At 59.0% G+C, this 14,404-nt stretch carries 13 protein-coding genes; 1 reads left to right on the top strand and 12 read right to left on the bottom strand.

What is annotated here, in order from left to right; genetic code table 11:
- Positions 1-43: 43 nt before the first annotated feature.
- From ACEWPJ_RS17120 to ACEWPJ_RS17110, 3 genes are read right to left on the bottom strand one after another with little or no spacing between them, the layout of a single operon-like run.
- A complete protein-coding gene (locus ACEWPJ_RS17120) occupies positions 44-1,210 on the bottom strand; it encodes an acyl-CoA dehydrogenase family protein (protein ID WP_238372707.1) in 1,167 nt (388 codons plus the stop codon).
- 16 nt (positions 1,211-1,226) lie between these two features.
- Positions 1,227-2,465 (bottom strand): thiolase family protein, encoded by a 1,239-nt coding sequence (locus tag ACEWPJ_RS17115; RefSeq protein ID WP_416514304.1) that lies wholly within the window; start codon positions 2,463-2,465, stop codon positions 1,227-1,229.
- A 16-nt stretch (positions 2,466-2,481) separates the two neighbouring features.
- A complete protein-coding gene (locus ACEWPJ_RS17110) occupies positions 2,482-3,270 on the bottom strand; it encodes an enoyl-CoA hydratase/isomerase family protein (protein ID WP_238372705.1) in 789 nt (262 codons plus the stop codon).
- 112 nt (positions 3,271-3,382) lie between these two features.
- Between ACEWPJ_RS17110 and ACEWPJ_RS17105 the strand changes: the two genes are divergently transcribed.
- Complete coding sequence (locus ACEWPJ_RS17105) at positions 3,383-4,486, top strand: CaiB/BaiF CoA transferase family protein (RefSeq protein ID WP_238372704.1); 1,104 nt, start codon at positions 3,383-3,385, stop codon at positions 4,484-4,486.
- Between the two features lie 25 nt (positions 4,487-4,511).
- Here the strand turns inward: ACEWPJ_RS17105 and ACEWPJ_RS17100 are convergent, their stop codons facing one another.
- From ACEWPJ_RS17100 to ACEWPJ_RS17060, 9 genes are all read right to left on the bottom strand, one after another.
- Positions 4,512-5,300, bottom strand: a complete 789-nt coding sequence (locus ACEWPJ_RS17100; RefSeq protein ID WP_238372703.1) for an SDR family NAD(P)-dependent oxidoreductase — start codon at positions 5,298-5,300, stop codon at positions 4,512-4,514.
- 13 nt (positions 5,301-5,313) lie between these two features.
- Positions 5,314-6,105 carry an ABC transporter ATP-binding protein gene (locus tag ACEWPJ_RS17095; RefSeq protein WP_238372702.1) on the bottom strand — a complete coding sequence of 264 codons (792 nt, stop codon included), beginning with the start codon at positions 6,103-6,105 and terminating at the stop codon, positions 5,314-5,316.
- Positions 6,106-6,165: 60 nt separating this feature from the next.
- Complete coding sequence (locus tag ACEWPJ_RS17090; RefSeq protein ID WP_238372701.1) at positions 6,166-7,404, bottom strand: ABC transporter substrate-binding protein; 1,239 nt, start codon at positions 7,402-7,404, stop codon at positions 6,166-6,168.
- Positions 7,405-7,439: 35 nt separating this feature from the next.
- On the bottom strand, positions 7,440-8,402 hold the full coding sequence (locus tag ACEWPJ_RS17085; RefSeq protein ID WP_416514303.1) for a branched-chain amino acid ABC transporter permease: 963 nt from the start codon (positions 8,400-8,402) through the stop codon (positions 7,440-7,442).
- Positions 8,403-8,495: 93 nt separating this feature from the next.
- Positions 8,496-9,380: a branched-chain amino acid ABC transporter permease gene (locus ACEWPJ_RS17080; RefSeq protein WP_027238748.1), complete on the bottom strand. Its 885-nt coding sequence runs from the start codon at positions 9,378-9,380 to the stop codon at positions 8,496-8,498.
- Positions 9,381-9,395: 15 nt separating this feature from the next.
- Complete coding sequence (locus ACEWPJ_RS17075; protein ID WP_238372699.1) at positions 9,396-11,372, bottom strand: AMP-binding protein; 1,977 nt, start codon at positions 11,370-11,372, stop codon at positions 9,396-9,398.
- A 25-nt stretch (positions 11,373-11,397) separates the two neighbouring features.
- Positions 11,398-12,177, bottom strand: coding sequence for an ABC transporter ATP-binding protein (locus ACEWPJ_RS17070; RefSeq protein WP_238372698.1), 780 nt, complete (start codon positions 12,175-12,177; stop codon positions 11,398-11,400).
- Between the two features lie 212 nt (positions 12,178-12,389).
- Positions 12,390-13,229 (bottom strand): FAS1-like dehydratase domain-containing protein, encoded by an 840-nt coding sequence (locus tag ACEWPJ_RS17065; protein WP_238372697.1) that lies wholly within the window; start codon positions 13,227-13,229, stop codon positions 12,390-12,392.
- 10 nt (positions 13,230-13,239) lie between these two features.
- On the bottom strand, positions 13,240-14,403 hold the full coding sequence (locus ACEWPJ_RS17060; RefSeq protein WP_238372696.1) for an acyl-CoA dehydrogenase family protein: 1,164 nt from the start codon (positions 14,401-14,403) through the stop codon (positions 13,240-13,242).
- Position 14,404 lies beyond the last annotated feature (1 nt).

Genomic DNA, 14,404 nt, shown 5'->3' with positions numbered 1-14,404 from the left:
TGAAGTGGCTGCATTGTCTGTGCCGTTCCCGCCCGGGCGTGTTTCAGAACGCATTCAGGCCCGTCAGGTTGCGCCCAATGACCAGCTTCTGGATCTCGGTCGTTCCGTCCGGGATTGGCATTACCTTGGCATTGCGGAAGTGCCGTTCGACGGGAAACTCCTTTGTGATGCCGTTGCCGCCGTGTATCTGCACGGCCTTGCCGGCGATTTCGACAGCCATTTCCGTCGCATACCATTTCGCCATCGAGGTCTGGGTGTCGCAACGCACGCCCAGATCCAGAAGTTGCAGCCCGCGCTGGCACAACAGGCGCGCGGCATCCAAGTGTGTGGCCATATCGGCCAGATAGCCTTGAATCAACTGGTGCCCGCCGATCGGCTTGCCATGCTGTTCGCGATCCTGTGCATATTTGACGGCACATTCCAGTGCGGCCTGGGCAATGCCAATGCTGGTCAGGCCGACAAACACGCGTGCGCTTTCAAACAGCTTCAAAGTCTGGAACAGGCCCCCGCCTGCATTGCCGAGAACATGTTCGGCGGTGGTTTCGGCCCGGTCGAAAAACAATTCGCAGGTCGAAGCACCGACAAGCCCCAGCTTGCGCAATTCGCGGCTTTCGTATCCGCCGGTGTCACGGTCGACGATGACCATGGAAATACCGTCGTCCAGATTGCAGACAACGATGGCGAAATCCGACTGGGCCCCATTGGAAATCCAGAGCTTCTGGCCGGTGACTAAAATCTTGTCGCCCTCGCGGTCTGCGCGGGTTTTGACCTCGCGCACGTTCGAGCCGACCTCTGGTTCGGAAATACAGGTGGCACAGATCCGTTCGCTGCGCAGGAGCGGCTTCAGATAGGCCTCTTTCTGCGCCGGATTTCCCAGAAGGTTGACCGCAAACACGGCGTGGCCTTGGATCAGGACCGCAATTGCCAGATCTGCCCATATCCGGGCCAGTTCCTCGTAAAGGATGCCATAGGTCATGCGGTCGATTCCGGCACCGCCGTCTTTCTCGGGGATCAGGCCGCTGATCAGCCCGAATTCCTCGACCTTGGCGAACAGGGACTTCAGCGTTTTCGCATCGGGCGGGTGTCCGAGGTCTTCGTATTTCTCGGCCAGCGGAGCGAACTCTGCCTCGGCCATCTTGCGGAAGTTCTCCAGCAACATGCGTTGCTCGTCTGTATAGATTGCCTGAGCGGCGGCGATCACGTTTTCCATAATTCTTTTCCTTGTTTCAGCAGCCGAGAATGGTGACACAGGCGGCAGCTTCTTCTACCCCGTGCAAGCCCCCACCGTTTTCGGCGATGGCGTTCTGCGCCCCTTCGACTTGACGCGCGCCGGCTTCGCCGCGCAGTTGCGTGACCAGTTCAAAGACCTGCCCGATACCGGTGGCCCCGACCGGGTGGCCCTTGGATTCCAATCCGCCCGAGGGGTTCACCGGAATGCGTCCGCCGATCTTTGTGTCGCCGCGCAAGCTGGCCGGGCCGCCCTCACCGAATTCGACAAACCCGAGGTTCTCGATCTGGATCACTTCACCGACGGCCGTGGCGTCATGCACTTCGGCCACCGACATATCCTCGGGGCCGAGCCCGGCCTGTTCATATGCCTGAAGCGCGGCCAGCCGGGTCAGGTGGTTCTTGTAATCTTCCGGCGGACGGTCGGTGCCCGAGCGCAAGATCGCGGCCTTGACCTTGATCGCGCGAGCGGGATCGAGCCCCAGCCGTTTGAGGCCCTCGTCCGTACAAAGCACCGCCGCCGCGGCACCGTCCGAGATCGGGGCGCACATCGGCAGCGTTAGCGGATAGGTGATGGGCGGGGCGGCCAGAACCTGATCGACACTCATTACATCGCGGTACTGCGCCAGCGGGTTATGTGCGGAATGTGCGTGGTTCTTGGCGGCGACGGCGGCGAACTGTTCCTGCGTGGTGCCAAAGGTTTTCATGTGCAACCGCGCGAAGCCTGCGTAGACATCCATGAACACGCTGTAGGGCTTGGGCGATTTCGATCCTTCGGGTTCCTCGACTCCGGCACCCAGATCGGCCAGCCGTTGCGCGACCTCGTCGCCGTTGCTGACGTCCCAGCCGCTGTCGAAGGCCGAAAACATCAACGCGCGGTCGTCGGAATACATCTTTTCGACGCCTACGGCGAGGCAGCAATCGCCATTGCCCGCCTTGAGAAAATCCACCGCCAGTTTGAACCCGGTCGAGGCGCTGGCACAGGCGTTTTCGACATTCACCACCGGAATACCCTGAATGCCCATCTCGCGTAGCGCGATCTCGCCCCGTATCATGTGCTGGCCTTCCATGTGGCCCTGCACCGCGTTCGAGAAGAACGCGCCGTCGATGCGATCAGCCGTAACTCCGGCGTCTGAAAGGGCGGCGGCGACGGCCTCGCCGGTCATGGCCTTGATGGTTCTGTCCCGGAATTTTCCGAACGGCGTCATCCCGACGCCAACGACGTAAATGTCCTGCATCGTTTGTCCTCCTGATCTAGTATCCGCGAAACTGCGGTTTTCGTTTTTCATTGAACGCCGACAGGCCCTCGTGCATGTCCCAGGACCGCATGTGCGCGCGCAGATTCAGCATCTCTTCGGCCAGGGCGGCGGTTTCATCCACGTCCATTGATCGGTTGGCGACCCTCTTCATGCGGCGCAAGACCGCCGGGCTTTTGTCTGCCAGTCTGTTGGTAAAGGTCTGCACCGCGTCGCGCAGGTCTTCGTCCGCGACGACCTTGTTGACCAGCCCCCAGTCCATCATGTCCCGCGCCGAAACGTTCTCGCCCGAGAACAGCAGGTATTTCGCGCGGTTCAGGCCAATCCTGCGCGGCAGGATCGCCGCACCGCCTGCTCCGGGAAAGACCCCGAAATTGGAGTGTGCGTCGCCCAACTGGGCGCTTTCGGCGGCAAAGACCAGATCGCAGGCCATCACCATTTCCAGACCGCCCGCCATGGCCAGCCCGTTCACGGCGGCGATCACGGGTTTAGGGCCATGTCGCATCAGTCCAAACGTGTGATCGACAAGATCAAGCAGATCTGGCTCGCCCGGTGCATGTTTGGCGCCAGCAACTTCTTTCAGATCGGCACCGGCGCAGAACGCTCGCCCCGAACCGGTCAGGACAATTGTGCGAACCGCATCGTCGGCCAGAGCGGCCTCCAGCGCGGCCGCGATCTCTCGCAACATCTGCGTTGACATCGCGTTGAGCTGTTCGGTGCGCTGAAAGGTAATCCATTCAGTTTTTGCTACCCGCTCAACAAATAGCGTCTGCCTTGCTTCAATCATTACAAGCTCCTGATTAATAGAGGAATTTTGGTTTTTCGCCTTGCCTTTTGCGGCCATCTGCGCTGCACTGGCGCGGACCCGCACGCGGACAAAACAAGAGCTGGAGACTGATATGAGCAATGCACCCCTGACCGGTCTGAGGATTCTCAGCCTTGCCGAACAATTTCCCGGTCCCTATGCGACAATGCTGTTGTCCGACATGGGGGCCGAGGTGATCATGATCGAACGTCCGGGCATCGGTGATCCGGCCCGGCAGTTTCCGCCGTTGTTCCGGGCTCTGAACCGGGGCAAGCGCAGCGTCGCGCTGGATCTGAAATCGGCCGAGGGGCTGGCACGGTTTCGCGAACTGGCCAAGGTTTCGGATGTTATCGTCGAAGGGTTCCGCCCTGGAAAGCTCGCAGCCTTGGGCGCCGGGTTCGAGGACTTGCGTGGCGTCAACCCGCGGCTGGTCTACGTGTCGATTTCGGGTTACGGGCAGGACGGCCCCTATCGTGACCGTGCCGGCCACGACCTGAGCTACGAAGGCGTTGGCGGCCTGCTGGCCGATCAGGCCGATGCGGGGCAACCGGGCCCTGTTCCGGCGATCCCCCTCGCGGATGTGGGCGCGGCGTTGTTCGCGGCGATCGCAATCCTGTCGGCGGTCGTATCGTGCCAGCGGACGGGACAGGGGCGTTTCGTGGACGTGTCCATGTCGGACGCTGTGGTTTCGATGTTGACGGCATTCCTTGTTCCGGCGGCCAACGGCACACCGCTGGGCGAGTTCATCGCCGAACCGGGCTACGGCGTGTTCACCTGCAAGGACGGCAAGCTCATGACCTTGTCCATCGCGCATGAGGACTGGTTCTGGCAACCGTTCTGCGATGTGATCGACAGAGCGGATCTTGCGCCGTTGACAGGCCGCGACCGTGTCGCCCGCAAGGACACGCTCCGCGAAGAGATCGCGGCGGTTCTGGTCGGCAAGACGCGCGCCGAATGGGGCGATCTTCTGGACAAGGCGGGCGTGCCTTGGGGTCCGGTCAATTCCTTGGTCGAAACGCTGGACGACCCCCATGTGCGTGCGCGACAGTTGCTGCGCACGATCGCGCATGACAGCGGCAGGACCGAGACGTTCGTTATCCAGCCTCTGAAGTTCGATGGTTTCGAGACCGCAGCCCCTGACCTGCCACCAGAGCTTGGCGCAGACAATGACAGCGTTCTTTCGGACAGCGCCAGCTAGAGGCGGCTTCCGTCCGATGTCGGCTTTAGCAGGCAAAGGAATACCCGCCATTCACCGGATAGGTCTGTCCGGTGATCCAGCTGGCGGCATCCGAGCAGAGAAACAGGATCATTCCGGCGGGATCTTCCGGCTCACCCAGACGGCGGATCACATATTGCGACAATGCCCGCTTCTCGGTCTCTGCATCCGGGATCAGGTCGGCAACAGCCGGCGTTCTCGTTCCCCCCAGGGCGACGCAATTCGCGGTGATCCCGAACCGGCCACCCGCCTTGGCGATGGCCCGCATGAAGCCTGCCGCACCGGCCTTGGCTCCGGAATAAACCGCCAGATGCGGCTCGCCGACGCGACCGGCGTCGGAAATGACGGTCACGATGCGCCCATAGTCACCTTTGACCATCAAGGGCATGGCGTGTCGGGTGCAGTTCAGAACCCCATCGAAATTGGTCGCCATCCAGCGGCGCCATTCGGTGGGATCCGACTCCCAAAACGGGACAAGATCGTCAAGACGCGATGTCGGCCCGGCGTTGCCTGCATTGTTCACCAGAATATCCACGCCGCCGAAGGCGTTCTGAGCCTCGGCAAACGCCGCGCCGACCGCGTCGAAATCCGACACATCGAACGCGAGCGGCAGCGCCTTTGCACCGGCTGCCTCCACTTCCGCGGCAACGCTTTCGGCCCGTTCGGCGTGAAAATCGTTGACGACGACGGCACCGGCCCCGTGTTCAGCCAGATAAAGCGCGACTTGCCGGCCCACGCCCTGACCCGCTCCGGTTACAAATGCGGTACGCCCCTTGATGGATAGCAGTTCACTCATTGTCGTTCCTTTCCTATCCCAGCCATCTTTTGCGGCGGCGATAATGTTTGATGTCGCGATAACTTTTGCGCTCGCCCGAGGCGGTGACACCGAGATAAAATTCCTTGATGTCCTCATTGTCAGCGAGCTTGTCTGCCGGGCCATCCATCACGATACGGCCATTTTCCATCACATAGGCGTAGTCGGCGATCGACAGTGCAGCAGCGCTGTTCTGTTCGACCAGGAAAAAGGTCGTGCCTTCTGATTTGAGTTGCTTGAGCACCTCGAAGACATCCCGGATCATCATCGGGGCCAGACCCAGGGACGGCTCGTCAATCGCGATGATCTTGGGCTTGGCCATCATGGCCCGGCCAATCAGCAGCAGTTGTTGTTCCCCACCGGACATGAAACCGGACGTGCGGTTGCGCAGGTCCGCAAGCCGCGGCATCAGAGTATAGACATGATCCAGACGGTTTTTTAGCTCGGCGGAGTTGGGCACCATGTGTCCGCCGACGATCAGGTTTTGCTCTGACGTCAGATGCCGCAACACGCGCCGGCCTTCCATCACGTGGATCAGGCCATTCTTCACGACTTCCGAGGCTTCCATGTTCTGAACGGGGGTTCCGTCCAGAACGATGGACCCTGCCGAAACGGTTCCATCCTCGGATTTGAGCGTTCCCGAGATGGCCTTGAGTGTCGTGCTTTTGCCCGCCCCATTGCCACCGAGCAGAGCAATACATTGACCTTCACTGACTGTCATAGACACGCCTTTAAGCGCCAGGATGACGTCGGAATAGGTCACTTCTACATTGTTGAGTTCCAGCATGGTCATATTGCCCGGGCTAAAGATCAGGACGGGCGCCGCGACTGCGGCGCCCGGATTATTTCACCACTTCTGAACGTCAGGAACGTCTACGCCGATCGCTTCGATGGTGATCTTGCCATCTTTGACAGTACCCACATTCACCTTGAGACCTTCCAAAGGGAAAGGCGCTTCGGGAGTGAACGTGAGGGATGGAAGAAAGCCGTGGGTTTCTTCGGTGGTGATCGGCCCGGCAAAAAGCGCCTCGCGTACCATCTCTCCGGTCAGGCCCTCGGCACCGTTCGCCTCGATCGCGTGATCGATCACGGTCGCGACAAAGAGGCCCTGAGACACGCCCATTGCGGTCACGACGTTCCAGGGCGCCTTGAGCCCATGATCCGCAACCAGTGTTTCATAGAACTGCCGCGCGGGAGTGTCCTCATCGGCTGCGATCGCCATGCCGTAGGCTTCAAAGTCGCCCTCCAGTTGATCAAGCCCGCCAAGCGCGCCGCCCGAGGCCGGAAGCCCGTTATGCGAACTCATCATGATCGGGATGTTCGAACCGTTGGCCTGCAGTCCACGTTTCGCCGCAACCACGATAGAAGTGTTCGTCTGGATGATCAGCGCCTCGGCCCCGGCTCGCACGACGCGGCGCATTTGCCCCGTCAGGTCGGTCGGTTGCACTTCGGTATAGATGACCTCGACGAGATTGATCTCTTCAGGATTCTCTTCGGCATAGAGTTCGAGGCCCTTTGCCATATCGACATAGGCAGGCGAGGCCTCAGAGGCGAGGATCGCGACCTTAAGCGGACCGTCTCCGCCTCGCTGTTCACGCATCCAGTTCAGAAAGCCGGCACTCTCGTGCGAATAGGTCGGACGCGGGTTGAAAATCCAGGAATCCGGTTTCCAGGCAAAACCGTAGCTGGCCGTGGCCATGAACATCGGAATCTTGTCTTCCGGCAGGCGTTCGGAAAGTGCGGCAACGTCAGGCCCGCCAAGGCCGACGACCGCAATCGGATCCAGTTCCGATTTGATCCCGGGCCAGAGGCTTGCCACCTGTGCCGCGTCATAGCGGGTTTCGTAGTTCTTGTAGTTCAGCTTGACGCCGAGTTCCTTGCCTCGGGTTTCATTCCACCAGGTAAACACAGCCTCGCGTCCGCCCGCCAGAACGGGCATGATGTCAGCATAGGGGCCGGAAAAGTCCGACAGCAGGGCGAGATTATAGGTTGTCTCTGCCTGCGCTTTCAAAGGCATAGATGCCGCAACAGCAATGGCACACGCCGCCAGCAAGCCGCGAAGACCTCGTTTCGTTTGGTAAGTCATATTCTTCCTCCCAGGTTAAGAGCCGCTCTATTTTTTCAGTAGGGAAACGGCCAGATACGATAAGATGATTTCATTATGTTCCAGCGGTGCATCAGCCCCTTGGGTTCGAGGATCATGAACAATGCGATCACGCCGCCAAGAACGACATTCATGCCGGCGAACACGATGTCACCGCCAAGAAATGATACAGATTCGGCGATATTGGGGCCGACAGTCGCGATGATTTCCTGGATGATGCGGATAATGAAGACACCGACCAGGGCTCCGACGATTGATCCCATCCCGCCGACGATGATCATCGCGACAAAGAAGATCGAGTGAAACAAGGTGAACTGGTCCACCCCCACGAAGCGGATCAGATAGGCCCACAGCGCCCCGCCGACACCAGCATAGAAAGCGCCGATCAGGAAGGCATTCGCCTTGGTGGCCGCGACATTGATCCCCATGATACCTGCGGCCACGTCATCATCCCTGACTGCCACGAAGGCACGGCCAAAGCGTGATCGCACGATCCCGAACGCACCCGCGACCATGATCGCGGTGACCGCAAAATTCATGTAGAACTGCGCAGTTTCGCCAACGAAGCGCAGCCCGAAAAGTTCTGCGGGCGGCACGGTGATGCCGTTTGATCCACCCATCCAGGTTGACGGCAGGTTTAATACGGCAAAGTGGAACAGGAACTGTGCCGCAATCGTGGTCAGAGCCAGATAAAACCCCTTGATCCGCGCCGCGGTCAAACCAAAGAGAAAGCCGAATAGCGCAGCCGAGAGGCCGGCCAGAGGAATCGTCAACAAGAATGTAAGGCCGGTCTTCGAGGCCAGTATCGAGGCCGTATAGGCCCCGACCCCCATGAAAGCCGCCTGACCCAGGTTGATCTGGCCCGCATAGCCGGTGCAGATCTGAAGCCCTACGGCAATGACGGCGCTGATCATCATCATGTTCAGGATAGCGATGATACGCCCGCTTACCAGATAAGGCGCTAACAACAGTAAAGCCATGAACAAGACGAGGGCAAGCACCTGCCAGCGCGTTCGGATAATACGTCTATCACTGCGATAGCTTGTCGGGAAAATACCGGAGGGATCCATGGATTACACCCGCTCGATTGTGCGCCAGCCGAACAGGCCGGTCGGCCGGATCAGCAGAATGGCAAGCATGATGATGTATGGCACGACACTGCCGAGCGAGCCACCGATCAACGGATCAAGGTAGTTGGTGGTCAGGCTCTGGGCGATTCCGATGATTATTCCTGCCAGAATAAGCCCGCCGATGGACTCAAGCCCGGCAAACAGCGCCACCGGCAGGGCCGCGAACCCGATATCCGAGGCCAGGAAGGTCAGCGATTTGCCGCTGAGAAAGATCATTGCACCGATCGTGGACAGGATTGCCCCAAGCACCCAGGCAAAGGCAATCGAGCCCTTCACTGAAATCCCCATCGAAGATGCCACGACGTGATCTTCTGCCACTGCGGTCATCCGCAGGCCCGACCGGGTCCGGTTGAAGAACCACGACAGCCCGACGGCGGCGACAATGGTGATGATCCCGCCCATAAGGAGGTTCATCGGGATCAACATATCACCGAGGAACAACGGTTTCAGCGGGAAAATGATCGGGAAGGGCCGCACGGCGGGACCGAACACAAGCAGCACCAGCCCGCGCAACAGGATCAGCAGGCCGACAGTGACCATGACCATCGAAAAAACCGATTCACCGATCAGCTTTGTCAGAAAAATCCGTTCGATTGCGTAGCCGACCAAGCCAGCCAGAACCAGCGAAAGCGGTATCGACAACCAAAGGCTAAGCCCCGCTTGCATCGTCGTGAACCAGACGATGAACCCGCCGATGATCACAAGTTCGCCCTGCGCGAAGTTGAATACCTTGCTGGCGCGGTAAATCACGACAAAGCCCATGGCCACCAGCGAATACAGTAGGCCGATCAAAGCCCCGGTTATGATGTCATTGATGAAATAAACCATTTTCGCCGACCTCCTTTAGGTTTTGGACTGCCGCTTGGCAGCCTTCGATGCGTTTTCGACATCTGATACGCGAACCGTGGCCTTGAGAACGCCTTGACGGCCATCCTGATAGGTCACGGCGATTTCAAGATCGGTCTTGTCATCGCCGCCATAGATCGCTTCGACAAGCTTTGCATATCGTTCCTCCAGAAAGGCCCGCCGGAGTTTCCGGCTGCGGGTCAACTCGCCTTCATCCGGGTCGAGCTCTTTAGGGAAATTCGCAAACCGCGCGATGCGCGAGCCTTGGGGTAGAAGGCCATTGATGCGCGCCACTTCGCCTTTGATAAGCTCCAGAATTTCGGGTTTCTGCGACAGATCGGTGTATGTCGAGAAGCTGATCTTGTTCTCTTCCGCCCAACGACCCAGAACTTCCATATCGATATTGATAAGCGCGCTGACGAAGTCACGGCTTTCGTCGCCCAGGGTCATGAGATCCTTGATGAAGGGGCTGTAGCGCAACCGCGTTTCGATGAACTGCGGCGGATAGCTGTGCCCGTTTGCCAGGCGGCGCATGTCCTTGACACGATCAAAGAACAAAAGCTCGCCGTCGTCGGTCATGGACACCGCGTCACCGGTCTTGTACCAACCGTCTTCGGTCAGCTCCTCTGCGGTCTTTTCGGGCTTGCCGTGATAGCCGCCGAAGCCCGATCCGCCCCGCACCTGAAGCTCGCTTTCGTCCGAGACTCTGTAGTCCAGCGGTTCGCCGTAGTTCGTGTTGCTTTGCATCCAGCTGCCGCTGGTTTCCAGCTGATAGCTTTCGCCGACATGCGCAGTCAGAAGGCCGATTTCGGTCGCGCCATAGACGTTGCGCAGTTTGACGCCCATTGCGTGGAACATGCGAAAGACGTCAGGTGCCATCAGGGCGCCGCCGCTCATTGCGTTTTTGGCCTTACCAAGGCCAAGATTGTCGCGCAGGTGATGCAGCACCAGCGCCTCGGCAAAGGGAAGCTGCAGGCGTGCGGCAAGGCTGGGGCTGCGCCCTTCCAGCAGCTCGACATAAACGTTGCGACCGACTTTCATACCCCAATTGTACATCGCATTGCGGAACTTGCCCGCACCCAACATCCGGGCCTGGACGATAGAAGCGAGGTTCTCCCACTGGCGCGGGCTGAACACCAGCGCGTCAACCGCCAGTTCGCGAATGTTGGTCAGCACGTCTTCGGGGCCTTCGGGGAAATTTACGACCATGGGCGCGATCAAACCGATCGACAGACCGAAAATCTGTTCCGTGACCCAGGCGGGGGAAATGTAGGTCAGGTATTCCGTGCCTGGCGCGATTTCGATTGCCCCCATCACCCGCGAGCAGTTGTCGAACAGGTAGCGATGGCTGATGACAACGCCCTTGGGTTTTCCTGTGGTCCCGGAGGTATAGGACAGCAAGACGGTATCGTCCGCCCGCCCGCGTTTGACGTGTTCTTCAAATCTGGCAGGCTCCTTGGCGTGGATCTGACATCCTGCCACGCTCACACTTTCAAAGGAATGCAACAGAGGATGATCATAGCCCCAGAGGCCGGAATCATCCCAGTAAACGATCGCCAGGGCCCCTGAATACTTGCCCGCGATCTCGATGCATTTATCGACCTGCTCCTGATCCTGCGCCAGAAAAATCCGCGTTTGCGAATCTTCGGCCAGATACAGAATCTCTTCGGCGTTCTGATCCGGATAGACGGACAGGACTTTGCCGCCCAATGACTGGACGGCGTATTCAGCCCAGAAATGTTCGGGTTCGTTTTCGCCGATCATCATGACGGATTCGCCCGCCGACAGGCCCAGGTTCTCCAACCCAAGCGCCAGGGCGCGGACCCTGTCAAGCACATCGGCCCAGGTGAATTCACGCCAGATGCCAAGGCGCTTGTGGCGTTCGGCGAGGTCGTTCGGCGAGGAGGTTGCACGCGCGAGCAACACCTGTGGCAAGGTTTCGCTATGTGTCACTGCCGGATCTGAATAGACCATTGCTGTTCTTTGTTTGACCATCCCGCTACCCTAGATATGCCTTGATCACAGCCGGGTCCTTCTGGATTTCTTCCGGGGTGCCTTCGGCGATCACCCGCCCGAAATCCAACACCACAATCCGGTCGGCAAGGTCCATAACCACGCCCATGTCGTGCTCGACCAGAACCACTGGGATCTTGCGCGCTTCGCGCACATCGAGAATGAAGCGCGCGAGGTCTTCTTTCTCTTCCGAGTTCATGCCTGCCATCGGTTCATCCATCAGCAGGATCGACGGTTCCTGCGCCAATGCACGGCCCAGATCGACACGCTTTCGCAGTCCGTACCCCAACGTGCCCACGGGCCGATTGCGGATTGCCTCGATCTCCAGAAAGTCGATGATCTCTTCGGCGGCTTCGCGATGTTCCGATTCCTCGCGCATCACGGGACCGAATTGGAAAAAAGCCTGGATCACATTCGATTTCATCAGCATGTGACGGCCGATCATGATGTTTTCCACCACGGTCTGCCCGGCAAAAAGATGGGTGCCCTGAAACGTCCGCGCCAAACCGCGCCGGGCGATCTGGTCAACACGCAGGCCGGTTACGTCCTGACCAGACAATTCGACACGGCCTTTCTGTGGACGGTAGAAGCCCGCAGTAACGTTCAGAAGTGATGTTTTTCCGGCACCGTTCGGGCCGATGATCGCAAGCAATTCATCGTCGTTTACAGAGATGCTCACATCGTCGAGCGCCGTCACACCGCCAAATTTCAAAGTTGCACCACGCACCGCAAGCGGCGATGAGACGATCCCGCCATTCGTAGTCATGATGCAGCCCGTGCCTTTTCCCGACACGTCATGGAGTCGCGCACAGCCTGACCGTACGGTTGTCCGTTGAGAACGAGTTTTCCTCGCATCGTTTCTCCACCCACCTCTTTATTCAAAGGTTTGCCTGGTCTATCTACCAAATCTCCCCACACAATCTAACATATGTTAGAAAACTATATCAACACCGGAATCCATTTCCCCTACAGAACTATTCAGATCTCGGAATACTTGGCAGAAAAACTGCGTAGACCGTTTTGATCCTGACACCAGACTGTCCCGGAGGTTTCGGTCCCTTCATTGTGCAATTGCAATTCGCAGGGCAGGGTCAGCGGTGCGAGTCCGCGGAAAGAAAACCGGTGGGGGGACGTATTCAACGCATCCGCCGCCAGGTTCAGAAGCAGCGTTGCCTGTAAAGGGCCATGCACAACGAGCCCGGGATAGGCTTCGGTTTCGGTCGTGTAGATGTGGTCATAGTGAATGCGATGGGCGTTGAACGTCAGCGCGGAATAGCGAAACAGCAGCACCGGATCCGGTGTAAGGCTCGATCTGAGCGTGGCGGGGTCGGCCGCTGCGAGTGCCCTCTTCACCGGGCGCGGCGCGGCGATCTCACGAAAGACAATCGACTGCTGTTCCCGGATACAAAGCCGGTTGCCGCTGAAATACTCGTGTTCGACGGTCACAAAGACCAACGCTCCGCTGCGGCCCTGCTTGGCCGATATATCCCCGATCACTGAGCGGCGGGTGAAGGTTTCACCGATCGTCAGCGGCGCAACATGCGTAACATCGCCACCAGCCCACATGCGGGCCGGTAGGGGAACAGGCGGAAGAAACCCGCCCCTTGCGGCATGGCCATCTTCTGACAGAGAGGTCTTCGGCGCGGTATCAAGCGTCAAGCACCAGTGGATGCCCAGCGGCACATCGCCCGCTCCCTCCCAAAGATGTGGGCCAAACGTGGCACGGAATTTGTTGATCAGCCCCTGCGTCAGAACATCTTTCCTGGTTTCGGTGCGTCCCAGCCAGGGCGCCAGCGCGTCTAGGTCGATCTCTCTCATGGTCGCGGCCTCAGAAGGATCGCGGCATACCCAGGATATGCTCACCGACATAGGACAGGATCAGGTTGGTCGAGATCGGAGCGACCTGATACAGTCGGGCCTCGCGGAACTTGCGCTCGACATCGTATTCCCGCGCGAAACCGAAGCCGCCATGGGTCTGGATGCAGGCATTGGCCGCTTCCCAGCTGGCTTCCGAAGCCAGCAGCTTGGCCATATTCGCCTGCGCCCCACAATCCAGCCCGGCATCGAAACGTCTGCAGGCCTCAAAGCGCATCAGATTGGCGGCCTCGATGTTCACATAGGACCTGGCAATGGGGAATTGCACGCCCTGGTTCTGGCCGATGGGACGGTCGAAGACCACGCGGTCGCCGGCATAGGCGCGGGCCTTGTCAACGAACCAGTATCCATCACCGATACATTCCGCTGCAATCAGGGTCCGTTCGGCGTTCAGCCCGTCAAGAATATGGTAAAACCCGCGCCCTTCGGTCCCGATCAGGTTTTCAGCGGGGATTTCCAGGTTGTCGAAAAACACTTCATTGGTTTCGTGGCCGGGCATATTGGCGATGGGGCGGACCTCCATGCCGTTGCCGATTGCCTCTTTCAGATCGACCATAAAGATCGACAGGCCCTGCGACTTTTTCTTGACCTCGTTCAGAGGCGTGGTGCGTGCCAGAAGGATCATCAGGTCAGAATGCTGGATGCGGCTGATCCAGACCTTCTGGCCATTGATCTCATACTGGTCACCCTTCTTGACCGCGGTGGTCTTCAGTTTGGTGGTGTCAGTTCCGGTTGTCGGTTCGGTCACGGCCATGGATTGTAGGCGCAACTCGCCGCTGGCAATACTGGGCAGGTATTTCTGCTTTTGCTCATCCGAACCGTGCCGCAGCAGCGTGCCCATATTATACATCTGCCCGTGGCAATGACCCGCGTTGCCACCGCAGCGGTTCACCTCTTCCATGATGATCGAGGCTTCCGTCAACCCCAGTCCCGAGCCACCGTATTCCTCGGGGATCATCGCCGCGAGCCAGCCCTCGCGGGTCAGCGCATCGACGAATTCCTCGGGGTAGGTTTCGTTTTCGCCGAACTTGCGATGATATTCTGGCGGAAACTGCGCGCAAAGTGCGCGCAAGGCGTCGCGCAGATCGGTGTGAGTGTCTGGGGCTGACGTCTGCATT

Source organism: Aliiroseovarius sp. YM-037 (assembly GCF_048060095.1).
GTDB lineage: Bacteria > Pseudomonadota > Alphaproteobacteria > Rhodobacterales > Rhodobacteraceae > JBLUOA01.
This window is presented reverse-complemented; position numbering and strand designations above follow the sequence as displayed.